The sequence below is a fragment of the Citrobacter sp. CRE-46 genome, assembly GCF_059615875.1.
Map to the genome: position 1 here is coordinate 4,768,943 of NZ_CM184341.1, position 22,088 is coordinate 4,791,030.

The window sequence follows — 22,088 nt, forward strand, 5'->3', positions numbered from 1 at the left end:
TACCCGAACGCCGTATTTACGGTTATTTATTGGTAAGTGCTACGTTCCATGGCAAGAGTTCATCAACAGGTTGGAAGGCCATTCCGGCAAAACTCTCAGTATATGGCGCAGATACCATTCAGACAGCAGGTCCCGCTCAGCCCGTACAGTAGAGCGCCGTTCACTACCGTAATCGCTACCGAAGAACACATTGATTGCCCCTCAATAATCCTGCTGTTAACATCAAAATTGTTGGTCGGGCTCGATTTATTTAATTGTGTAAACAGGGCCTGGCTTTGTTGAATAAATCAGATTTCTGGTAAGTCTCCCCCGTAGCGGGTTGTGTTTTCAGGCAATACGCACGCTTTCAGGCATACCTGCTTTCGTCATTTTGTTCAGCGCTCGTACCAGGGCCATAGCCTCCGCAACCTGACCATCGTAGTCACGCAGCGTCAGTGAACCCCCGAACAGCTCTTTTACCCGGTACATCGCCGTTTCCGCTATCGAGCGACGGTTGTAATCTGTTGTCCATTTCCACCGCGCATTACTCCCGGTCATTCGCTGATTAGCCACTGCACGGTTACGGTCTGCATATTCACCGGGCCAGTAACCCGCACCTTTTCGGGGCGGGATAAGCGCGCTGATTTTCTTACGCCGCAGTTCATCGTGACAGAGCCGGGTATCGTAAGCGCCATCGGCGGCGGCTGACCTGATTTTCCGGTGGGTTTGCCGGATTAACCCGGGGAAGGCCTCTGAGTCCGTAACGTTGTTCAGCGACAGGTCAGCGCAGATGATTTCATATGTTTTACTGTCAACGGCGAGATGCAGCTTACGCCAGATACGGCGGCGTTCCTGGCCATGCTTTTTGACTTTCCACTCGCCTTCACCGAAGACCTTCAGCCCGGTGGAATCAATTACCAGGTGTGCGATTTCACCCCGGGTGGGCGTTTTGAAACTGACATTAACCGACTTTGCCCGCCTGCTGACACAGCTGTAATCCGGGCAGCGTAGCGGAACGTTCATCAGAGAAAAAATGGAATCAATAAAGCCCTGCGCAGCGCGCAGGGTCAGCCTGAATACGCGTTTAATGACCAGCACAGTCGTGATGGCAAGGTCAGAATAGCGCTGAGGTCTGCCTCGTGAAGAAGGTGTTGCTGACTCATACCAGGCCTGAATAGCTTCATCATCCAGCCAGAAAGTTATGGAGCCACGGTTGATGAGGGCTTTATTGTAGGTGGGCCAGTTGGTGATTTTGAACTTTTGCTTTGCCACGGAACGGTCTGCGTTGTCGGGAAGATACGTGATCTGATCCTTCAACTCAGCAAAAGTTCGATTTATTCAACAAAGCCGAACAATGCATAAATCAGGTGAAATCCGTTAGAGGTAATTACAGAGCGTGCTTTACTGCATGCTCCCTCCCGCTGATATTGCTACTATGCTGCAACGCTTGTCGCTACGTTTTAAAATACACGAAGCATCTGTTGTAAATACGTTGAAGGGGGCATTATCTTGGCCAAGACAAATATCGTTCCAAAGTAATTAATTACGGGATTCGTAGATACGGTAATATAACCATTCTTCCAGATCGCTTTTTAACCAACGGGAAGCTCTGCCCAATTTAATCGGTTTAGGGAATGCCCCATCCTGTATCAGCTTATAGAACCATTTATCGCTCAGGCCAGTAAGCTGGGTAATGAATTTCATATCAATGAATTGATCTTCAAGTAGTGCAGGTTTTGTATACATGTTGATGTGTTCCGGTTAAAGATGAATAACCGGAGCTGCTAGTAAACCAATCATTACCGTCAGCTCCTCCACATCAATGGCTTCTGTTGTAAAAAAACTTCAGCTTAACGTTTACCTGTCGCTACTCCTTCCTGGGCCTGCCTCTACGGCTTCGTGGTGGTATAGCATTCATACCTGCAATAACCCCTCGTGACTTCTGCTCAGATTTGGCTAAATAACTAATTACGTAACGTAGTTCATCAACTGCTTGCCTATTGCGGTGATCCACTATCGTTCCGGAACTCGCAACGAAATGCTTTTTCTTGGAACACAGATGAAAGAGACCTTCATCGTCAGTCAATCTGCGCCATTCTTCCCCTATCGCACGCGAAGTTGGATAGAATTTCCGATGCTTCTGCCCATCAAGATAAAGCATGGCATGCACATGCAACCCCTTACGCTGTCTGTATTCAATTACCCAGTAGTACCCAATAACCATCTTTCGGCCAATTGCCACGTCCATCAGGTGCTGTATCTCGCCCTCCATCTCATCCATGAGATTACGCTGCGAGCGTTCACTCCCTTGTTTCCAGCCAAAATCCATACGAAAAGCCAGTAAGCGGGAATAACGCTCAAACATTTCATCCAGGTGGTGGTTTATATCTTCGAGAAGAAAACGATGCATAGGGTAATTAGGGTTGGCATTGTAGGGTTCTTTCATGATCTATCCTCAAACTAAACGGGGTTCAATAGATAGATGTGTGATGTATTTTTTATACAGGGATGAGTATTGATTACAGGAGGGGAACGGTTAACTCCGGGTGATAATACTAATTAACCTTAATTCAGTAAGAACTGATGGTTTCAAGGATTCTATCGTAGGTTCACATGGTGGCCTTACACAGGAAGAAATGTGTACGCGAAATCTGAAGTATTGCAGTGCGATCTGGCGCTTTACTGGCCTCTGTGATAGGTTGTTATGCACAATCAACAAAGTGCATAACAGTTATGGTAAAGAGAATTACATTTAACACCGATGATGATTTAACGATTAATTCAATCGACAGGTATGCCGAATCCAATGGCATGTCACGTTCTAAGGTAATATGTGAGTTATTACGGTCCACTGCACCTATTCTTGATTTTGTGACATATCAAAATAGAATTACTCAGGAGGTTGAAAGCAGGCTTTTTAGCATGTTTTATCATGAGGTTCGTCACTTCGAAACGCAGCAGCATAAAGATGACTCTACTTTTAAATATCTTCACTCTCTGTCTGAAAAGCTTATATTCAATGTTCACCCAAATCCTGTTGAAAGCTTTTTCCTTCCGGCAATATCTGAATGGGACTCTTGCAATAGTGGGTTTATGGAGAGAATTGAGAATAAAATTAAATCCTATATGCCCGAGGGTGATTGTATATCACGCTATGTTTATTTGTGCGTAAATAAAAAATCTGGTGAGAAGTTTGGCTATGACCTGATTCAAATAGAAATTCCATTATTTGTTGTTGAGTCTTACTTATTTGACATTCAGTCACTTTGCCATGTTCGAACTGTTGATTTTTGCAATGCAGGAATTGATGAATATATGCGCAGAAAAAAAAGACATCTTAATTCCGCTTATCTTTCATGGATTCCAGTGCTTCCCTTTCAGGAAGGGTTTATTTTTATCGCTGCTTTGCACATCGATAAAGCCTTACCTAATCAGCTATACCCTCCTAAAGCCACCATTAACCTTCCTTACGAGTACTGGAAGTATTTAGGATGATTCAATAGAAAATCATCATTCAAACTATATTCAGATATATATCATTTTCATGAACATACCAGCATAACGGCAGAACTTCGCGGTACTGCCGTTTTTAGTTTTATTTATTGCAGGAGTTGTCATGATTAATCAGCAAGGTTTGCAGCCATTAAACCATTCGCTTTCCGGCCTGCCGCAGTGGGTGTCTGAACGTATATTGCAGCAGATAAATCAGTTAACCCACTACGAACCAGTGATTGGCATTATGGGTAAAACTGGGGCGGGAAAGAGTAGCCTTTGCAATGCTCTGTTTGCCGGTGAGGTGTCGCCGGTCAGCGATGTGGCGGCCTGTACCCGTGAACCTTTGCGATTTCGCCTGCAGGTTGGCGAGCGCTATATGACGTTGGTGGATCTGCCCGGCGTGGGGGAGAGTGGTGCACGCGATACTGAGTATGCGGGGCTGTACCGTGAACAGCTTCCCCGGCTCGACCTGGTTCTGTGGCTGATTAAGGCCGATGACCGGGCGCTGGCGGTGGATGAACATTTTTATCATCAGGTGATTGGAGAGGTATACCGGCATAAGGTGCTGTTTGTTATCAGCCAGTCGGATAAGGCCGAACCCACCAGCGGTGGGGGACCGTTGTCCACGGCGCAGAAGCAGAATATCAGCCGTAAAATCTGTCTGCTGCATGAGCTGTTCCAGCCCGTACATCCGGTGTGTGCCGTGTCGGTCCGTCTTCAGTGGGGACTGCGGGTGATGGCCGAGCGAATGATTAAGTGCCTGCCACGTGAGGCCACCAGCCCGGTGGTGTCGCAACTCCAGTCTTCCTTTCGCACGACGGTAGTCCGGGAACAGGCTCGTAGCGATTTTGGTGAAACCATCGGGGCCGTACTCGATAGCATCAGTGCCTTTCCCCTGATACCCGCCCCGGTACGGGCTGTCATTCAGGCCGTGCGCACCACGGTGGTGTCAGTGGCCCGCGCCGTCTGGGATTTCTTCTTCTGAGTATTTAACCCATCCCTGTTACTTCCCTGCCCCTGTCGCAGATGCGACGGGGATCCCTTTTATTTGTTTTCCCGTTATGAGGAGTCTGCTTATGACCCGTCTGGCTTCGCGCTTTGGCGCAGCAAATCTTATCCGTCGCGACCGCCCGTTAACCCGCGAAGAGCTGTTTCGCGTGGTGCCCAGTGTATTCAGTGAGGACAAACATGAATCCCGTAGTGAACGCTACACCTATATACCCACCATCTCCCTGCTCGACAGCCTACAGCGAGAAGGCTTCCAGCCGTTCTTTGCCTGTCAGACCCGGGTACGCGACCCGGGTCGACGCGAGCACACAAAACACATGCTACGCCTTCGTCGGGAGGGGCAGATTACCGGTAAACAGGTACCAGAAATTATCCTGCTCAACTCCCATGATGGCACCAGTTCGTACCAGATGTTGCCGGGTTTATTTCGTGCGGTTTGTCAGAACGGGCTCGTCTGCGGTGAGTCATTTGGCGAGGTGCGTGTGCCGCACAAAGGCGATGTAGTGAGTCAGGTGATTGAGGGGGCCTATGAAGTGCTGGGCATTTTTGACCGGGTGGAGGAGAAGCTGGATGCGATGCAGTCGTTGCTGTTGCCACCACCTGCGCAGCAGGCACTGGCAAAAGCCGCGCTGACGTACCGCTTTGGTGAGGACCACCAGCCGGTGACTGAGTCGCAGATCCTCTCCCCGCGCCGCTGGCAAGATGAGAGTAGCGACCTGTGGACCACGTACCAGCGTATTCAGGAGAACCTGATTAAGGGTGGGCTCAGTGGCCGTAATGCCAAAGGAGGACGGTCACATACCCGTGCCGTTCGCGGTATCGACGGGGACGTGAAACTTAACCGGGCACTGTGGGTGATGGCGGAAGCGATGCTCACGCAACTGCAGTGACCGTTTAATGTTGCCGCTTTGTTAATATCGGACACCACCTGTCCGCATCGCACCGTGCTGGCGGTCCTCACTCACTGAGTGAATGGCCTGTAACCCCCGCTGCCTCTGGCTTTTGCAGAAATGAAAAATAGTTTCTGTGATGTCCATACCCTGTCCGACCCCCTCTTTAAAGTAATCACATCATTTTCAGTCAGTTAACTTTCACGGAGAACGTCTCATGACACAGGCAGAACGCCGCCATGACCGGCTGGCTGTCAGGCTGTCACTGATAATCAGCCGTCTGGTGGCAGGGGAAACACTGAGTGTGCGTAAGCTGGCCGCTGAGTTTGGTGTGTCGGTGCGCACGCTGCGGCGTGATTTTCGTGAGCGGCTGATGTATCTGGACCTGGAGTATCAGTCCGGATATTGCCGCTTACGTACTGCGGGCAGTGAGACGCAGATGGTGCCCGACGTGCTTATCTTTGCCCACCGCAGCGGGATGGCCGGTCTTTTCCCTGGCTTTGACCGTCGTCTGGTAAACGCACTGCTGATGTGCGATGAGTCTCCCTGCGTAATCGCACCCGCCAGTCCGGCTCCTTCGCCATCAGGCGCATTGTCTTTCTGGCGACTGATTCAGGCCATTACCGGGCGCAGGCGGGTGACGCTGATTGCCGAGGGGCAGCGCTGTGAGCGGCTGGCTCCCTGCCGGTTACTTATCCACCAGCAGGCCTGGTATCTGGTGGCAGAGCACGACGGACATATCGCCGTATTCACCCTGGATGAAATCCATCTGGTTCAACCCCTGCAGGAGTCTTTTCGCCGCAACGACAGTCTGTGCAGTCTGGTTGAAGACCCGGTGTTTATTCAGGCCTTACCCCATTTTCGCTTTATCCAGCAGTCGCTGCTTGCGTTTGTTCCGGCCGACAGCCCACCGGAATAGTGCAGGTCTATCTCAACTCATCCGCAGGGAGAGCCTATGCCATTTATTGCCATTATCGCCATTGTTGTCATCGTCATCATTCTGAACAAAACCGGGGTGTCCGACAGCCTCACGGCCCTGACCCTTGCCACCGTTGCCGCACTGCTGACGGGCGGAGGGGCAGCCGGTGCGGCCAGTGTCGCACTGACACCGTTCGTCGGCGTGCCGGTGGGTATTTTCGTCGGCATTTATGTCTTTGCCAAAGTGGTTCGTCTGATTTCAGGAAAAAAATAATGAAACGTAAAACACTGCCTCTGCTGGTGCTGGTTGCCACCACGCTGTTTCTCAGCGCATGCGATAACAGAAGTGATGACCTGAAGGCCATCAGCAAATTTAAGGATCTAACCCCACCGCGTTTCAGTGATGTGGTCAGCCACCAGGATGATGTCAGCGAAGAATGGTCACAGGTTGACTACTTATCCGGTCCCACCTTGCAGGTTTTACGTACCCACCAGTCGCCCGATGGCTGCGAGGGTGGCAGTTACTACTACCTCGTGGATATGCAGGAAAAAACCGTCCAGCCACTGATGAATGCGCTGTGTATTGCCGATAACATCAAACTGGAATACCAGGAGGTGACGGACCCGTATACCAAAGAAAGATACTTTGAGTACGCCCATGACGGCAAACTGATGGGTCGACTGCTGATACCCTCAAACCCTGAGAACCAGGAATAAAAATAACGATAAAGGAGAGAGAAATGACAATACGTTCACTAAGTAGATTTATGCTGGCGTGTGTACTGCTCGCGAGCTTTAATGCCTCTGCGATCCCGGGGTTCTGGCAGCAGGGTTACGGTCAGGGCAATACGGAATACAGTGTGACCGAAGCCAGCGGGAAGACGTTTACCATCAACTGCACAGGGAACCCGGACCAGAATGGTTTCTATCAGCATTCTGTTTTTCTTACCCTTGCCGATGACAAGACGGTCAGTTCGCACGATGACGACACCACTATCACCGTAGTGATGGATCACCAGCAGTACATTATTCCGTCCAGCCTGGGCTGGCGTAACGGCGATAACGCCTGGTTTGACTTCATCAGCAATATCTCTGAGGCCGGGCAGTTCGACGTCTACGTCAATGACCACAAAGCAGGGACCTTCACTGCGGACCGGAAGAACGCTGAGAAAGTTCTGTCCACTCTCGGAGACTGCAGCAACGACTGATAGTAGTATCTTCCCCAGCAAATCCACCCCGACAGCTAGCAGGCTGCCGGGGTTTTCTTTTATCAGGAGCCCGAAAATGACCCAATCCGTGTTGCTGCCACCGGGGCCTTTCACCCGGAGACAAGCGCAAGCGGTCACTACCACGTACAGCAATATCACACTCGAAGACGACCAGGGCAGTCACTTCCGTCTGGTGGTTCGTGATACTGAAGGCCGGATGGTCTGGCGGGCATGGAACTTTGAGCCGGATGCCGGTGAAGGTCTTAACCGCTATATCCGCACCTCAGGCATCCGTACAGACACGGCCACCCGCTGATCGCGAAGCATTTACCCGCATTCACCTCCCCGAACACACTTTATATCCCCATACGCCAGCCATCGCCGCTGGCGTTTTTATTGACGGAGACATACCCATGACAACACAGACGCAGCACGACCTCGCACCCGCTAACCAACCCGAATTTGAACTGACCGTCACGCCGGTCCCCGATGAACAGCGTATCGATTTCTGGCCACAGTACTTTGGCGCTATCCCGCAGTGGCTACTCCTGGAGCCGCATATCTTCGCCTGGATGGACCGCCTCTGTGAGGGCTACAGCGGTGGTATCTGGTCGTTCTACACCCTCAGCAATGGCGGCGCATTTATGTCCCCCGAGCCTGACAACGATGAGACATGGCGTCTGTTTAACTGCCTGAACGGTAACGATGCCCAAATGAGTGCAGAAGCAGCAGGTATTGCTGTCTGCCTGATTGCGTATAGCCACCATGCCTGTCGCACCGAATGTGACGCGATGACCGCACACTATTACCGCCTGCGGGAGTATGCCATGCAACATCCAGAGGCTCACGCCATTCTGCGTATTATCGACTGACCGAAGGAGCAACAGATGAAACAGCTTTCCTTTTTACCCGGCGAGATGACGCCACAGGACCGGCGTCTCATTCAGCGGGCGCTCAGGGCTCTGGACCGCCACCTGCATGAACCCGGCGTAGCCTTCACCTCTACCCACGCCGTACGTGAATGGCTGCGACTGCATATGGCCGCGCTTGAGCGGGAAGAGTTCCGGGTGTTGTATCTGGACAACCAGAATCAGTTGATTGCCCATGAAACGCTCTTCACCGGCACGATTAACCGCACCGAGGTGCATCCCCGGGAGGTGGTCAAACGTGCTCTGCACTTCAACGCGGCGGCGGTGATACTCGCGCATAACCATCCTTCCGGCGAGACGACACCTAGCCAGGCCGACAAAACCCTCACGCAGCGACTGGTTCAGGTGCTTCAGCTGGTGGATATCCGTGTCCCTGACCATCTGATTGTTGGTGGCAGGCAAATCTATTCGTTCGCAGAACACGGTCTGCTTTGAGGTATTACATGAAAATTATCAGTAAACGCAGGGCAATGACGATATACCGCCAGCATCCTGAGTCCCGAATCTTTCGCTACTGCACCGGCAAATACCAGTGGCACGGTAGCGTCTGTCATTACACCGGCAGGGACGTTCCGGATATCGCCGGAGTCCTCGCGGTATACGCCGAACGCCGCCAGGACCGTAATGGGCCCTATACCTGCCTGATGAGCATCACCCTGAACTGACAATAGTGGAGAACTGTAATGAGCAACCCTACCAGGGGCCTGCAGCGGGAGATTACACTGCGCCTGGGAGCCCGTCTGGTGCAGGAAGGCAACCGACTGCATTATCTGGCTGACCGGGCCAGCATCACCGGCAAGTTCAGTGACATCGAATGCCGGAAGCTGGATGAAACATTCCCGCACTTTATCCGCCAGATGGAATCGATGCTGACCACCGGTGAACTCAGCCCCCACCATGCCCACTGCGTTACCCTGTACCACAACGATTTAACCTGCGAAGCCGACACCTTCGGCTCCTGTGGTTACGTTTATCTGGCTGTTTATCCGACGCCCGAAACGAAAAAGTAAATCATCAGAATAATCTTCTGCTCCGGCCTGGTGTTTTCACCACGCCACTTTTCCATTTTTCATCTCTGCATATCAGGAAAATCTTCAGTATGAAAACATTACCCGACACACACGTACGGGAGGCATCGCGCTGCCCGTCTCCCGTCACCATCTGGCAGACACTGCTGTCCCGGTTGCTGGACCAGCATTACGGCCTTACGCTGAATGACACACCGTTCGCCGATGAACGTGTGATTGAGCAGCATATTGAAGCTGGCATTTCACTGTGTGATGCGGTGAACTTTCTCGTTGAAAAATACGCACTGGTACGTACCGACCAGCCGGGATTCAGCGCCTGTACCCGCTCTCAGTTAATAAACAGTATTGATATTCTCCGGGCTCGCAGGGCAACCGGCCTGATGACCCGCGATAACTACAGAACGGTAAATAACATTACCCAGGGGAAGCATCCGGAGGCGAAACAATGAAACTGGCCCTGACGTTGGAAGCCGACAGCATTAATGTGCAGGCACTGAACATGGGGCGAATTGTCGTTGATGTCGATGGTGTTAATCTCACTGAACTGATTAACAAGGTCGCTGAAAACGGTTATTCACTCCGCGTGATGGAGGAATCCGACCAACAGTCAACCTGCACACTACCACCGTTTGCAACCCTTGCCGGCATACGCTGCAGTACCGCACATATCACGGAAAAGGATAACGCCTGGCTGTACTCGCTGTCACACCAGACCAGTGACTTCGGTGAATCAGAATGGATTCATTTCACAGGTAGCGGATATCTGTTACGTACCGATGCGTGGTCATATCCGGTTCTGCGGCTTAAACGCCTGGGGTTGTCAAAAACGTTCCGTCGTCTGGTTGTCACACTCATCCAACGTTATGGCGTCAGTCTCATTCATCTGGATGTCAGCGCTGAATGTCTGCCGGACCAGCCCACTTTCGATTGGTAACCAGGAACAACATGAAATCATTAACCACGGAAACCGCACTGGATATTCTGATTGCGTGGCTACAGGACAATATCGACTGCGAATCGGGAATTATCTTTGACAACGATGAGGATAGAACGGATTCAGCAGCACTGTTGCCCTGCATCGAACAGGCCCGGAAGAATGTCCGTGCTCTTCGTCATCTGCAGCTTCTGCACCAGAACCGGTGAATATCACTCACCATACTTCATTCCCCTGACGCCAGCCTGAATACAGCTGGCGTTTTCGTTTATAAACCAAAAGGAAAACCGATAATGTCAGACATCACAATCTCCCGTCCGGAAGTGGTCACCGGGCATACGGACGTTATCTGCTCCACCAGTATCCAACACGTTGTGACGGTACGGAATGCAGCACTGCAACAAACCGAAACGCTTATCCGGCAACTGGCAGAAATCTCAGTGTTGACAGCAGGCATTGGCGGCAAAACCGCCCTGGACTGGGCGATGAAACAGAATTTTCGCTGTGGCTGCTGGCTGATGGAAAAACCGGAAGCAGCAATGAAAGCCATCACCCGCAATCTCGATCGAGAAATCTGGCGTGACCTGATGCAACGTTCCGGGATGCTGAGTCTGATGGATGCGCAGGCCCGGGACACATGGTACCGATCACTGGAATATGATAATTTTCCGGAAATCAGTGAAGCGAATATCCTGAGTACATTCGAACAACTGCACCAGAATAAGGATGAGGTGTTTGAGCGAGGGGTGATCAACGTCTTCAGGGGACTGAGCTGGGATTACAAAACCAACTCACCCTGTAAATTTGGCAGTAAAATTATCGTCAACAATCTGGTGAGGTGGGACCGGTGGGGGCTTCATCTGAACAGCGGGCAACAGGCCGATCGACTTGCCGATCTGGAAAGAATGCTACACCTGTTCAGCGGCAAACCGATCCCCGACAACCGGGAAAACATCACTATTCGTCTGGATGGTCACATCCAGTCCGTTCAGGGTAAAGAGCGCTATGAAGACGAGATGTTCATCATTAAATACTTTAAGAAGGGATCTGCACACATCACTTTCAAAAGGCTGGAACTGATTGACAGAATTAACGATATAATAGCCAGGTACTTTCCTTCTGTGCTCTCAGCCTGATCCCGAGTGTGATTCCCTTTCGATATCAAAAGGGACTGCGGGTATAATTGAGGGTACATTTTTAATCAAACCAAATAAATTATATTAATATCAATATGATAAAAGAAATTTTCGATTCCGAGTCCGGGCACCACTATTTAAAGAACCCGCCCAAAAGGCGGGTTTTTGCTTTTGTAGTTTCTGATAGCTTCCAGTCGATCGTTTTACCCTATTTCTGACCCGCCACCTCTCACAAACACCCCACGTAAACTCAATCTCGCCGTTAACAGCCAACTTCAGTAAGCAGACGCCAGGGATCTATATAAAAATGGGATTCATCGTAACGGGACGTACAGCGGTGGACGATATTGGGGCGGGTAGCAGGACAAGTTTTTCCGTGGTGCGGGATTGCCTGATGCGCTGCGCTTATCAGGCCTACAAAATACGTTCATTTCACACAGACGCAAAAAAGCCCATCCGGCAGGATGGGCTTCTTCACTTTATTTGATGCCTGGCAGTTCCCTACTCTCGCATGGGGAGACCCCACACTACCATCGGCGCTACGGCGTTTCACTTCTGAGTTCGGCATGGGGTCAGGTGGGACCACCGCGCTACAGCCGCCAGGCAAATTCTGTTTATTAACCCGCTTTTCGCCGGTTAATGTCATCTGTATCAGGCTGAAAATCTGTCTTTTCAAATCCGCCAAAACAGCTTCGGCGTTGTAAGGTTAAGCCTCACGGTTCATTAGTATCGGTTAGCTCAACGTATCGCTACGCTTACACACCCGACCTATCAACGTCGTCGTCTTCAACGTTCCTTCAGGAGACTCTAAGTCTCAGGGAGAACTCATCTCGGGGCAAGTTTCGTGCTTAGATGCTTTCAGCACTTATCTCTTCCGCATTTAGCTACCGGGCAGTGCCATTGGCATGACAACCCGAACACCAGTGATGCGTCCACTCCGGTCCTCTCGTACTAGGAGCAGCCCCCCTCAATTCTCCAGCGCCCACGGCAGATAGGGACCGAACTGTCTCACGACGTTCTAAACCCAGCTCGCGTACCACTTTAAATGGCGAACAGCCATACCCTTGGGACCTACTTCAGCCCCAGGATGTGATGAGCCGACATCGAGGTGCCAAACACCGCCGTCGATATGAACTCTTGGGCGGTATCAGCCTGTTATCCCCGGAGTACCTTTTATCCGTTGAGCGATGGCCCTTCCATTCAGAACCACCGGATCACTAAGACCTGCTTTCGCACCTGCTCGAGCCGTCACTCTCGCAGTCAAGCTAGCTTATGCCTTTGCACTAACCTCCTGATGTCCGACCAGGATTAGCTAACCTTCGTGCTCCTCCGTTACTCTTTGGGAGGAGACCGCCCCAGTCAAACTACCCACCAGACACTGTCCGCAACCCGGATTACGGGCCCACGTTAGAACACCAGCCATTAAAGGGTGGTATTTCAAGGACGGCTCCATGCAGACTGGCGTCCACACTTCAAAGCCTCCCACCTATCCTACACATCAAGGACCAGTGTTCAGTGTCAAGCTATAGTAAAGGTTCACGGGGTCTTTCCGTCTTGCCGCGGGTACACTGCATCTTCACAGCGAGTTCAATTTCACTGAGTCTCGGGTGGAGACAGCCTGGCCATCATTACGCCATTCGTGCAGGTCGGAACTTACCCGACAAGGAATTTCGCTACCTTAGGACCGTTATAGTTACGGCCGCCGTTTACCGGGGCTTCGATCAAGAGCTTCTCCTTACGGATAACCCCATCAATTAACCTTCCGGCACCGGGCAGGCGTCACACCGTATACGTCCACTTTCGTGTTTGCACAGTGCTGTGTTTTTAATAAACAGTTGCAGCCAGCTGGTATCTTCGACTGATTTCAGCTCCATGAGTAAATCACTTCACCTACCTATCAGCGTGCCTTCTCCCGAAGTTACGGCACCATTTTGCCTAGTTCCTTCACCCGAGTTCTCTCAAGCGCCTTGGTATTCTCTACCTGACCACCTGTGTCGGTTTGGGGTACGATTTCGTGTTACCTGATGCTTAGAGGCTTTTCCTGGAAGCAGGGCATTTGTCACTTCAGCACCGTAGTGCCTCGTCATCACACCTCAGCGTTAAAAGGTACCGGATTTACCTGGAACCTCCGCCTACATGCTTAAACCGGGACAACCGTCGCCCGGCCAACATAGCCTTCTCCGTCCCCCCTTCGCAGTAACACCAAGTACAGGAATATTAACCTGTTTCCCATCGACTACGCCTTTCGGCCTCGCCTTAGGGGTCGACTCACCCTGCCCCGATTAACGTTGGACAGGAACCCTTGGTCTTCCGGCGTGCGGGTTTTTCACCCGCATTATCGTTACTTATGTCAGCATTCGCACTTCTGATACCTCCAGCAGCCCTCACAGGCCACCTTCAACGGCTTACAGAACGCTCCCCTACCCAACAACACATAGTGTCGCTGCCGCAGCTTCGGTGCATGGTTTAGCCCCGTTACATCTTCCGCGCAGGCCGACTCGACCAGTGAGCTATTACGCTTTCTTTAAATGATGGCTGCTTCTAAGCCAACATCCTGGCTGTCTGTGCCTTCCCACATCGTTTCCCACTTAACCATGACTTTGGGACCTTAGCTGGCGGTCTGGGTTGTTTCCCTCTTCACGACGGACGTTAGCACCCGCCGTGTGTCTCCCGTGATAACATTCTTCGGTATTCGCAGTTTGCATCGGGTTGGTAAGTCGGGATGACCCCCTAGCCGAAACAGTGCTCTACCCCCGAAGATGAGTTCACGAGGCGCTACCTAAATAGCTTTCGGGGAGAACCAGCTATCTCCCGGTTTGATTGGCCTTTCACCCCCAGCCACAAGTCATCCGCTAATTTTTCAACATTAGTCGGTTCGGTCCTCCAGTTAGTGTTACCCAACCTTCAACCTGCCCATGGCTAGATCACCGGGTTTCGGGTCTATACCCTGCAACTTAACGCCCAGTTAAGACTCGGTTTCCCTTCGGCTCCCCTATACGGTTAACCTTGCTACAGAATATAAGTCGCTGACCCATTATACAAAAGGTACGCAGTCACACCCGAAGGTGCTCCCACTGCTTGTACGTACACGGTTTCAGGTTCTTTTTCACTCCCCTCGCCGGGGTTCTTTTCGCCTTTCCCTCACGGTACTGGTTCACTATCGGTCAGTCAGGAGTATTTAGCCTTGGAGGATGGTCCCCCCATATTCAGACAGGATACCACGTGTCCCGCCCTACTCTTCGAGTTCACAGCACATGCGTTTTTGTGTACGGGACTATCACCCTGTACCGTCGGACTTTCCAGACCGTTCCACTAACACACATGCTGATTCAGACTCTGGGCTGCTCCCCGTTCGCTCGCCGCTACTGGGGGAATCTCGGTTGATTTCTTTTCCTCGGGGTACTTAGATGTTTCAGTTCCCCCGGTTCGCTTCGTTAACCTATGTATTCAGTTAACGATAGTGTGACGAATCACACTGGGTTTCCCCATTCGGAAATCGCCGGTTATAACGGTTCATATCACCTTACCGGCGCTTATCGCAGATTAGCACGTCCTTCATCGCCTCTGACTGCCAGGGCATCCACCGTGTACGCTTAGTCGCTTAACCTCACAACCCGAAGATGTTTCACTTCTGATTGCGAAAATTTGAGAGACTCGAACACACCGCTTTTCATTTCTTGTTTACGGAGAAATGAAACAGTGTGTCGTTTCAATTTTCAGCTTGATCCAGATTTTTAAAGAGCAAATATCTCAAACATGACTCGCAAGTCAGTTTTGAGATATCAGGGTGCGCGTCTTTCACTCACGAACCAGCAAGTGGCGTCCCCTAGGGGATTCGAACCCCTGTTACCGCCGTGAAAGGGCGGTGTCCTGGGCCTCTAGACGAAGGGGACACTGAAGTCTCAATCGCAAGACGCCTTGCTATTCACTTTTCATCAGACAATCTGTGTGAGCACTACAAAGGCAGGTTCTTTAAGGTAAGGAGGTGATCCAACCGCAGGTTCCCCTACGGTTACCTTGTTACGACTTCACCCCAGTCATGAATCACAAAGTGGTAAGCGCCCTCCCGAAGGTTAAGCTACCTACTTCTTTTGCAACCCACTCCCATGGTGTGACGGGCGGTGTGTACAAGGCCCGGGAACGTATTCACCGTGGCATTCTGATCCACGATTACTAGCGATTCCGACTTCATGGAGTCGAGTTGCAGACTCCAATCCGGACTACGACATACTTTATGAGGTCCGCTTGCTCTCGCGAGGTCGCTTCTCTTTGTATATGCCATTGTAGCACGTGTGTAGCCCTACTCGTAAGGGCCATGATGACTTGACGTCATCCCCACCTTCCTCCAGTTTATCACTGGCAGTCTCCTTTGAGTTCCCGACCGAATCGCTGGCAACAAAGGATAAGGGTTGCGCTCGTTGCGGGACTTAACCCAACATTTCACAACACGAGCTGACGACAGCCATGCAGCACCTGTCTCAGAGTTCCCGAAGGCACCAAAGCATCTCTGCTAAGTTCTCTGGATGTCAAGAGTAGGTAAGGTTCTTCGCGTTGCATCGAATTAAACCACATGCTCCACCGCTTGTGCGGGCCCCCGTCAATTCATTTGAGTTTTAACCTTGCGGCCGTACTCCCCAGGCGGTCGACTTAACGCGTTAGCTCCGGAAGCCACGCCTCAAGGGCACAACCTCCAAGTCGACATCGTTTACGGCGTGGACTACCAGGGTATCTAATCCTGTTTGCTCCCCACGCTTTCGCACCTGAGCGTCAGTCTTTGTCCAGGGGGCCGCCTTCGCCACCGGTATTCCTCCAGATCTCTACGCATTTCACCGCTACACCTGGAATTCTACCCCCCTCTACAAGACTCTAGCCTGCCAGTTTCGGATGCAGTTCCCAGGTTGAGCCCGGGGATTTCACATCCGACTTGACAGACCGCCTGCGTGCGCTTTACGCCCAGTAATTCCGATTAACGCTTGCACCCTCCGTATTACCGCGGCTGCTGGCACGGAGTTAGCCGGTGCTTCTTCTGCGAGTAACGTCAATCGCTGTGGTTATTAACCACAACGCCTTCCTCCTCGCTGAAAGTACTTTACAACCCGAAGGCCTTCTTCATACACGCGGCATGGCTGCATCAGGCTTGCGCCCATTGTGCAATATTCCCCACTGCTGCCTCCCGTAGGAGTCTGGACCGTGTCTCAGTTCCAGTGTGGCTGGTCATCCTCTCAGACCAGCTAGGGATCGTCGCCTAGGTGAGCCGTTACCCCACCTACAAGCTAATCCCATCTGGGCACATCCGATGGCAAGAGGCCCGAAGGTCCCCCTCTTTGGTCTTGCGACATTATGCGGTATTAGCTACCGTTTCCAGTAGTTATCCCCCTCCATCGGGCAGTTTCCCAGACATTACTCACCCGTCCGCCACTCGTCACCCGAGAGCAAGCTCTCTGTGCTACCGTTCGACTTGCATGTGTTAGGCCTGCCGCCAGCGTTCAATCTGAGCCATGATCAAACTCTTCAATTTAAGTTTGATGCTCGTGAATTAAACTTCGTAATGAATTACGTGTTCACTCAGAGACTTGGTATTCATTTTTCGTCTTGCGACGTTAAGAATCCGTATCCTCGAGTGCCCACACAGATTGTCTGATAAATTGTTAAAGAGCAGTTGCGACGCGCCTTAGCGCTCTGTCGCGAGGTGGCGTATATTACGCTTTCCTCTTTCAGAGTCAACCCTCATTTTCAGGTTTTTCTCTTCAACCGACCGGGCTGTTTGTGTGAAGTGATTCACATCCGCCGTGTCGATGGAGGCGCATTATAGGGAGTTTCCTTCAGCCCGCAACCCTTAAATGACAGAAAAATGACTGACTGCTGCATTCCACAGCAGAACCCCGTCTTATACCCATTTACGCACAGAGTTATCCACAATCGTCAAAAAACTACCGGTACGCATTACTGAAAAATGGAGAGAACCGGCCCAGAACACTCTATATATAGAAGAAGTATTGGCAGCCTAAGCCCACATTCCTTACCACCTTTGAATTACGCATGCCGTCGGGCGATAATACCCGCACAAACCGTGATTCCAGGACCGTGATGAGACACTCTCTGCAACGTACTGCTATACGCAAACGCCCAATGAAGCTCGGCACTACCGTGATCCTCATGGTCAGTGCAGTACTCTTCTCAGTGCTGCTTGTTGTTCATCTGATTTACTTTTCGCAAATCAGCAACATGACACGCGATGCATTAGCGGATAAAGCGCTTGCGGTCGCGCGGACGCTGGCAAACTCGCCGGAGATCCGCCAAGGGTTAATGAAAAAACCCGAGGAAAGCGGTATTCAGGCGATAGCTCAGGCAGTGAATAAGAGCAACGATTTTTTATTCATCGTCGTCACCGATATGCAAAGCATTCGTTACTCCCATCCCGAAGCGCAGCGAATCGGTCAGCCATTTAAAGGCGATGACATTTTGCTGGCTCTGCAGGGCAAAGAGAATGTTGCCATTAATCGCGGCTTTCTGGCTAAAGCTCTGCGCGTGTTTACCCCTATCTATGATGAGCATCACCGACAGATTGGCGTGGTGGCGATCGGCCTTGAGCTAAGCAGAGTGACTGAGCAGATCAATAACAGTCGCGGCAGTATCTTCTGGTCCATCTTGTTTGGCGTTCTGGTTGGGTTACTCGGCACATGGGTATTCGTCAAAGTCCTTAAGCGCATTCTGTTTGGCCTGGAGCCGTATGAAATCTCCAATCTGTTCGAACAACGCCAGGCGATGCTGCACTCTATAAAGGAAGGTGTCATTGCCGTTGACGAGTGTGGTGAGGTCACGCTGATAAACCAGGCGGCGCAGGAACTGCTTGATTACCACAAATCCCAAGATGATGCCCAGCTCTCAACGCTCAGCCACGCGTGGTCACAGGTGGTCGATTTTTCGCAGGTACTACGCGATGGAACGCCACGCCGCGATGAAGAGATCACGGTGAAAGATCGGCTACTCTTAATTAATACTGTTCCGGTACTCAGCAACGGAAAAATCATCGGGGCCATTTCAACGTTCCGCGATAAAACTGAAGTTCGGAAACTGATGCAACGCCTGGACGGTATGGTTAACTATGCCGACGCACTTCGTGAACGATCCCACGAATTCATGAACAAATTGCACGTGATTCTGGGATTATTGCACCTGAAAAGTTATAAGCAGCTTGAAAATTACATCCTGAAGACCGCGAACAATTATCAGGAAGAGATTGGCTCACTGTTAGGAAAAATAAAATCTCCGGTGATCGCTGGATTTTTACTCAGTAAGATTAATCGCACATCTGATTTAGGTCATAGTCTGGTCATTAGCAATGAAAGCCAATTGCCGGAAAACAGCAATGAAGATCAGGTAGCGGTGCTGATTACCGTTTTGGGGAATTTGATTGAAAACGCCCTGGAGGCGCTAGGTCAAGAACCCGGTGGCGAGATCAGCGTATCCTTGCACTATCGACACGGCTGGTTGCATTGCGAAGTGAATGACGATGGTCCAGGGATCGCCCCTGAACACATTGAGCACATCTTTGAGAAGGGCGTCTCGTCAAAAGGAACCGAACGAGGCGTCGGTTTAGCACTTGTGAAACAGCAGGTTGAAAGTGTTGGCGGCAATATTTCCGTCGAGTCTGAACCTGGGGTCTTCACCCAATTTTTTGTACAGTTACCGTGGAATGGTGAGAGGGCCAGCAGATGATCAATGTCTTAATTGTCGATGACGATGCAATGGTAGCGGAATTAAATCGTCGTTATGTCGCGCAACTCTCCGGTTTTCATTGCTGCGGAACAGCCTCTACGCTGGAGAAAGCCAAAGAGATCATCTTTCATAGCGGTCATCATATCGATTTGATTTTGCTGGATATTTACATGCAAAAAGAAAACGGTCTGGATCTGCTGCCCGTTCTGCACAGCAAAGGCTGCAAGTGTGATGTTATTGTCATCTCTTCCGCCGCTGACGCGACCACCATCAAAGACTCTCTGCACTATGGTGTCGTTGACTACCTGATCAAACCTTTCCAGGCTTCCCGTTTTGAAGAAGCGCTAACCGGCTGGCTACATAAGAAAACAGAGATGGAAAAGCATCAGTACTATGAACAGTCTGAGCTTGACCAACTTATTCACGGCAGCTCCTCCAATGAGCAGGAAGTACGCCGCTTACCCAAAGGGCTAACGCCACAAACATTACGTACGCTGTGCCAGTGGATTGATGAGCACCAGGATCAGGAGTTCTCTACGGATGAGCTGGCCAATGAGGTCAATATCTCCCGCGTATCTTGCCGTAAATACCTTATCTGGCTGGTTAATTGTCACATCTTATTTACCAGCATCCACTATGGCGTGACCGGTAGACCTGTTTATCGTTACCGTGTTCAGGCAGAGCAATACTCATTGCTTAAACAATATTGCCAATAAATACATTTTGGGATTATTTGTTATTTGAAAGTAACAATTATTAAAATAATGAAAAATCCCTATTTTACTGGCTGAAGCAGAAGCATTATCAATTTGCGTTAGATCAAATATATTTGTACACAGCATGTCAAAAGCTATATTTCAATATTGATAAACATCACACTGTTTTTAATTTCAAAATCGCTAACAAAAGTTAATTAAGTATTATCTGACTCGCAGAGTGTGTATTTTTACCCATAAAGGATTAGTCTGAAATTAACCAGACATACAAAATCTGGACTGGTAGCAATGGAGACCATGCTACGTACCATGGACACCGTACATTTTTGTGAGCAAATAAAAGTATCCGTACGCCGATCTCATTACATAATGAAATGGCGTGACCGTGATCACACAAATAACCCACTCACTCATTCTGTCCGTGGTTCATGTCATAGCGGAAAACGCAAAACAGATAAATTACAGCGTCAACCGCAGCTCTCTATGCCCAGTTCTGCTTCCCATCGCCTGAGGATTTTCTCCTCTGTTCAACGCCACAGAAAAAAACTAAATATCGCCATAACTTTAAAAAAACATTCTAGCAAGACATTTGAACATTAATCGCAAATACGGACATATCGAATACTGACCATTTTTTGATGCTTATTCTGGCAAAAAAGAATGTGCCACAGATCCATTTTTCAAAAAATTGACTGGGTTTTTCGCGAGGGTAAATAAAATGTTATTTAGTATACAACTTCTCATAATATTAATATGTTTGTTTTATGGTGCCAGAAAGGGCGGTATCGCACTGGGCTTATTAGGCGGTATCGGCCTGGTCATTCTGGTTTTCGTTTTCCATCTCCAGCCGGGTAAACCACCTGTAGACGTTATGCTGGTTATTATTGCCGTGGTGGCCGCATCGGCAACCTTGCAAGCCTCCGGCGGCCTTGACGTTATGCTGCAAATCGCTGAAAAGTTGCTGCGCCGTAACCCAAAATACGTTTCTATCGTCGCGCCGTTTGTTACCTGCACCCTGACGATTCTCTGTGGTACAGGCCACGTGGTATACACCATCCTGCCAATCATTTATGACGTTGCCATTAAGAATAATATTCGCCCGGAACGTCCAATGGCGGCGAGTTCTATCGGTGCGCAAATGGGTATTATCGCCAGCCCGGTTTCCGTAGCCGTGGTGTCATTGGTCGCCATGCTGGGTAATGTGACGTTTGAAGGCAAACATCTCGAATTCCTCGACCTGCTCAGCATCACCATCCCGTCTACCCTGCTGGGTATACTGGCTATCGGTATTTTCAGCTGGTTCCGTGGTAAAGATCTGGATAAAGATGAAGAATTCCAGAAGTTTATTTCCGTACCTGAAAACCACAACTATGTTTATGGCGACACCGCCACGCTGTTAGATAAAAAACTGCCGAAAAGCAACTGGCTGGCCATGTGGATCTTCCTCGCCGCTATCGCCGTGGTTGCTGTGCTCGGCGCATTCTCTGAGCTGCGCCCTACCTTCAGCGGCAAACCGCTGTCCATGGTACTGGTTATCCAGATGTTCATGCTGCTGACCGGTGCGCTGATTATTATCCTGACGAAGACCAATCCCGCTTCAATATCTAAAAACGAAGTCTTCCGTTCCGGTATGATCGCGATTGTGGCGGTGTACGGTATTGCCTGGATGGCCGAAACAATGTTCGGTGCGCACATGACGGAAATCGAAGGTGTGCTGGGTAATATGGTGAAAGAGTATCCGTGGGCCTATGCAATTGTTCTGCTGCTGGTATCCAAGTTTGTAAACTCCCAGGCAGCGGCGCTGGCGGCGATTGTTCCGGTCGCGCTGGCAATCGGAGTTGATCCAGCGTACATCGTTGCTTCGGCGCCGGCATGTTACGGTTACTACATTCTGCCGACCTACCCGAGCGATCTGGCTGCTATTCAGTTTGACCGTTCCGGTACCACCCACATCGGCCGCTTCGTTATCAACCACAGCTTCATTCTGCCTGGCTTGATCGGCGTAAGCGTATCCTGTGTCTTTGGTTGGATATTCGCCGCAATGTACGGTTTCCTGTAATCACAGTTCGCGTGCCGTCCGCGTTGGTACGGCACGCCACTCTTAAGACACAGTGAATTTCTAAATTCC

The 22,088-nt window shown here is 50.5% G+C and carries 22 protein-coding genes, 1 tRNA gene, 3 rRNA genes and 1 pseudogene; 19 read left to right on the forward strand and 8 right to left on the reverse strand.

From position 1 onward, the window contains the following. Positions 1-22: 22 nt before the first annotated feature. From AC534G_RS23145 to AC534G_RS23160, 4 genes and pseudogenes are all read right to left on the reverse strand, one after another. Positions 23-189, reverse strand: a pseudogene (locus AC534G_RS23145) (transposase domain-containing protein); the annotation flags it as partial. 138 nt (positions 190-327) lie between these two features. Then, positions 328-1,296 (reverse strand): IS5-like element IS903B family transposase, encoded by a 969-nt coding sequence (locus AC534G_RS23150; protein ID WP_232582347.1) that lies wholly within the window; start codon positions 1,294-1,296, stop codon positions 328-330. Between the two features lie 222 nt (positions 1,297-1,518). Next, positions 1,519-1,725, reverse strand: a complete 207-nt coding sequence (locus tag AC534G_RS23155; RefSeq protein WP_053266270.1) for a helix-turn-helix transcriptional regulator — start codon at positions 1,723-1,725, stop codon at positions 1,519-1,521. Positions 1,726-1,846: 121 nt separating this feature from the next. Next, positions 1,847-2,425, reverse strand: a complete 579-nt coding sequence (locus tag AC534G_RS23160; RefSeq protein ID WP_115799762.1) for a YagK/YfjJ domain-containing protein — start codon at positions 2,423-2,425, stop codon at positions 1,847-1,849. 218 nt (positions 2,426-2,643) lie between these two features. Between AC534G_RS23160 and AC534G_RS23165 the strand changes: the two genes are divergently transcribed. From AC534G_RS23165 to AC534G_RS23240, 16 genes are all read left to right on the forward strand, one after another. Beyond that, positions 2,644-3,474: a YagM family protein gene (locus AC534G_RS23165; RefSeq protein WP_175188263.1), complete on the forward strand. Its 831-nt coding sequence runs from the start codon at positions 2,644-2,646 to the stop codon at positions 3,472-3,474. Positions 3,475-3,595: 121 nt separating this feature from the next. After that, positions 3,596-4,459: a GTPase family protein gene (locus AC534G_RS23170; RefSeq protein WP_115799763.1), complete on the forward strand. Its 864-nt coding sequence runs from the start codon at positions 3,596-3,598 to the stop codon at positions 4,457-4,459. A gap of 91 nt (positions 4,460-4,550) precedes the next feature. Further along, positions 4,551-5,372: a DUF932 domain-containing protein gene (locus tag AC534G_RS23175; RefSeq protein WP_115799764.1), complete on the forward strand. Its 822-nt coding sequence runs from the start codon at positions 4,551-4,553 to the stop codon at positions 5,370-5,372. Between the two features lie 217 nt (positions 5,373-5,589). Continuing rightward, positions 5,590-6,291 carry a DeoR family transcriptional regulator gene (locus AC534G_RS23180; protein WP_001548933.1) on the forward strand — a complete coding sequence of 234 codons (702 nt, stop codon included), beginning with the start codon at positions 5,590-5,592 and terminating at the stop codon, positions 6,289-6,291. Positions 6,292-6,327: 36 nt separating this feature from the next. Continuing rightward, positions 6,328-6,564, forward strand: coding sequence for a protein YpjK (ypjK, locus tag AC534G_RS23185; protein WP_001115854.1), 237 nt, complete (start codon positions 6,328-6,330; stop codon positions 6,562-6,564). Further along, complete coding sequence (locus tag AC534G_RS23190; protein WP_000824224.1) at positions 6,564-7,007, forward strand: YfjS/YafY family lipoprotein; 444 nt, start codon at positions 6,564-6,566, stop codon at positions 7,005-7,007. The genes ypjK and AC534G_RS23190 overlap by 1 nt, the downstream gene beginning before the upstream one ends. Before the next feature lie 23 nt (positions 7,008-7,030). Next, positions 7,031-7,498, forward strand: coding sequence for a YfjT/YkfB family phage-associated protein (locus AC534G_RS23195; protein ID WP_115799765.1), 468 nt, complete (start codon positions 7,031-7,033; stop codon positions 7,496-7,498). Positions 7,499-7,574: 76 nt separating this feature from the next. Continuing rightward, positions 7,575-7,814 (forward strand): DUF905 domain-containing protein, encoded by a 240-nt coding sequence (locus AC534G_RS23200; protein WP_000194654.1) that lies wholly within the window; start codon positions 7,575-7,577, stop codon positions 7,812-7,814. Positions 7,815-7,911: 97 nt separating this feature from the next. Next, positions 7,912-8,370 carry an antirestriction protein gene (locus AC534G_RS23205; RefSeq protein WP_115799766.1) on the forward strand — a complete coding sequence of 153 codons (459 nt, stop codon included), beginning with the start codon at positions 7,912-7,914 and terminating at the stop codon, positions 8,368-8,370. Positions 8,371-8,385: 15 nt separating this feature from the next. Then, entirely contained in the window at positions 8,386-8,862 is a 477-nt protein-coding gene (locus tag AC534G_RS23210) for a JAB domain-containing protein (protein WP_000811693.1), read from the forward strand. 8 nt (positions 8,863-8,870) lie between these two features. Then, positions 8,871-9,092 carry a DUF987 domain-containing protein gene (locus tag AC534G_RS23215; RefSeq protein WP_000691994.1) on the forward strand — a complete coding sequence of 74 codons (222 nt, stop codon included), beginning with the start codon at positions 8,871-8,873 and terminating at the stop codon, positions 9,090-9,092. Positions 9,093-9,110: 18 nt separating this feature from the next. Continuing rightward, a complete protein-coding gene (gene yafW, locus AC534G_RS23220) occupies positions 9,111-9,437 on the forward strand; it encodes a type IV toxin-antitoxin system antitoxin YafW (RefSeq protein WP_001548930.1) in 327 nt (108 codons plus the stop codon). An 89-nt stretch (positions 9,438-9,526) separates the two neighbouring features. Then, positions 9,527-9,904, forward strand: coding sequence for a TA system toxin CbtA family protein (locus AC534G_RS23225; RefSeq protein WP_000854726.1), 378 nt, complete (start codon positions 9,527-9,529; stop codon positions 9,902-9,904). Further along, positions 9,901-10,389 (forward strand): DUF5983 family protein, encoded by a 489-nt coding sequence (locus AC534G_RS23230; RefSeq protein ID WP_115799767.1) that lies wholly within the window; start codon positions 9,901-9,903, stop codon positions 10,387-10,389. The genes AC534G_RS23225 and AC534G_RS23230 overlap by 4 nt, the downstream gene beginning before the upstream one ends. Positions 10,390-10,400: 11 nt before the next feature. Further along, positions 10,401-10,598: a DUF957 domain-containing protein gene (locus AC534G_RS23235; RefSeq protein WP_115799768.1), complete on the forward strand. Its 198-nt coding sequence runs from the start codon at positions 10,401-10,403 to the stop codon at positions 10,596-10,598. 84 nt (positions 10,599-10,682) lie between these two features. Next, the gene (locus AC534G_RS23240; protein WP_001548928.1) at positions 10,683-11,525 is read left to right on the forward strand and encodes a DUF4942 domain-containing protein; all 843 of its coding nucleotides are present in this window, start codon (positions 10,683-10,685) and stop codon (positions 11,523-11,525) included. A gap of 488 nt (positions 11,526-12,013) precedes the next feature. Here AC534G_RS23240 and rrf read toward each other — a convergent pair. The 4 genes from rrf to AC534G_RS23260 all read right to left on the reverse strand — a co-directional run bounded on the left by rrf (position 12,014) and on the right by AC534G_RS23260 (position 17,043). Next, positions 12,014-12,129: ribosomal RNA gene (rrf, locus tag AC534G_RS23245) — 5S ribosomal RNA — on the reverse strand. A gap of 98 nt (positions 12,130-12,227) precedes the next feature. After that, positions 12,228-15,132, reverse strand: a 23S ribosomal RNA gene (locus AC534G_RS23250). Positions 15,133-15,342: 210 nt separating this feature from the next. Further along, positions 15,343-15,418 (reverse strand) — tRNA-Glu (locus tag AC534G_RS23255). A gap of 85 nt (positions 15,419-15,503) precedes the next feature. Next, positions 15,504-17,043, reverse strand: a 16S ribosomal RNA gene (locus AC534G_RS23260). Together the 16S, 23S and 5S rRNA genes with 1 tRNA gene alongside form the textbook arrangement of a ribosomal RNA operon. 569 nt (positions 17,044-17,612) lie before the next feature. Between AC534G_RS23260 and AC534G_RS23265 the strand changes: the two genes are divergently transcribed. The 3 genes from AC534G_RS23265 to dcuB all read left to right on the forward strand — a co-directional run bounded on the left by AC534G_RS23265 (position 17,613) and on the right by dcuB (position 22,019). Further along, positions 17,613-19,244: a sensor histidine kinase gene (locus AC534G_RS23265; protein WP_038636450.1), complete on the forward strand. Its 1,632-nt coding sequence runs from the start codon at positions 17,613-17,615 to the stop codon at positions 19,242-19,244. Further along, positions 19,241-19,960: a two-component system response regulator DcuR gene (gene dcuR, locus AC534G_RS23270; RefSeq protein ID WP_038636447.1), complete on the forward strand. Its 720-nt coding sequence runs from the start codon at positions 19,241-19,243 to the stop codon at positions 19,958-19,960. The genes AC534G_RS23265 and dcuR overlap by 4 nt, the downstream gene beginning before the upstream one ends. Before the next feature lie 718 nt (positions 19,961-20,678). Continuing rightward, a complete protein-coding gene (gene dcuB / locus AC534G_RS23275; RefSeq protein WP_003031873.1) occupies positions 20,679-22,019 on the forward strand; it encodes an anaerobic C4-dicarboxylate transporter DcuB in 1,341 nt (446 codons plus the stop codon). The last annotated feature ends 69 nt before the right edge of the window (positions 22,020-22,088 follow it).

Bases quoted from the DNA above. Each gene is read 5' to 3' on its own strand.
- AC534G_RS23195 (WP_115799765.1), top strand. From the start codon at position 7,031: ATGACAATACGTTCACTAAGTAGATTTATGCTGGCGTGTGTACTGCTC.
- AC534G_RS23205 (WP_115799766.1), top strand. From the start codon at position 7,912: ATGACAACACAGACGCAGCACGACCTCGCACCCGCTAACCAACCCGAA.
- AC534G_RS23240 (WP_001548928.1), top strand. From the start codon at position 10,683: ATGTCAGACATCACAATCTCCCGTCCGGAAGTGGTCACCGGGCATACG.
- AC534G_RS23265 (WP_038636450.1), top strand. From the start codon at position 17,613: ATGAGACACTCTCTGCAACGTACTGCTATACGCAAACGCCCAATGAAG.
- ypjK (WP_001115854.1), top strand. From the start codon at position 6,328: ATGCCATTTATTGCCATTATCGCCATTGTTGTCATCGTCATCATTCTG.
- dcuB (WP_003031873.1), top strand. From the start codon at position 20,679: ATGTTATTTAGTATACAACTTCTCATAATATTAATATGTTTGTTTTAT.
- AC534G_RS23175 (WP_115799764.1), top strand. From the start codon at position 4,551: ATGACCCGTCTGGCTTCGCGCTTTGGCGCAGCAAATCTTATCCGTCGC.
- AC534G_RS23210 (WP_000811693.1), top strand. From the start codon at position 8,386: ATGAAACAGCTTTCCTTTTTACCCGGCGAGATGACGCCACAGGACCGG.
- yafW (WP_001548930.1), top strand. From the start codon at position 9,111: ATGAGCAACCCTACCAGGGGCCTGCAGCGGGAGATTACACTGCGCCTG.
- AC534G_RS23225 (WP_000854726.1), top strand. From the start codon at position 9,527: ATGAAAACATTACCCGACACACACGTACGGGAGGCATCGCGCTGCCCG.
- AC534G_RS23180 (WP_001548933.1), top strand. From the start codon at position 5,590: ATGACACAGGCAGAACGCCGCCATGACCGGCTGGCTGTCAGGCTGTCA.
- AC534G_RS23235 (WP_115799768.1), top strand. From the start codon at position 10,401: ATGAAATCATTAACCACGGAAACCGCACTGGATATTCTGATTGCGTGG.
- AC534G_RS23200 (WP_000194654.1), top strand. From the start codon at position 7,575: ATGACCCAATCCGTGTTGCTGCCACCGGGGCCTTTCACCCGGAGACAA.
- AC534G_RS23215 (WP_000691994.1), top strand. From the start codon at position 8,871: ATGAAAATTATCAGTAAACGCAGGGCAATGACGATATACCGCCAGCAT.
- AC534G_RS23230 (WP_115799767.1), top strand. From the start codon at position 9,901: ATGAAACTGGCCCTGACGTTGGAAGCCGACAGCATTAATGTGCAGGCA.
- AC534G_RS23160 (WP_115799762.1), bottom strand. From the start codon at position 2,425: ATGAAAGAACCCTACAATGCCAACCCTAATTACCCTATGCATCGTTTT.
- AC534G_RS23155 (WP_053266270.1), bottom strand. From the start codon at position 1,725: ATGTATACAAAACCTGCACTACTTGAAGATCAATTCATTGATATGAAA.
- dcuR (WP_038636447.1), top strand. From the start codon at position 19,241: ATGATCAATGTCTTAATTGTCGATGACGATGCAATGGTAGCGGAATTA.
- AC534G_RS23170 (WP_115799763.1), top strand. From the start codon at position 3,596: ATGATTAATCAGCAAGGTTTGCAGCCATTAAACCATTCGCTTTCCGGC.
- AC534G_RS23190 (WP_000824224.1), top strand. From the start codon at position 6,564: ATGAAACGTAAAACACTGCCTCTGCTGGTGCTGGTTGCCACCACGCTG.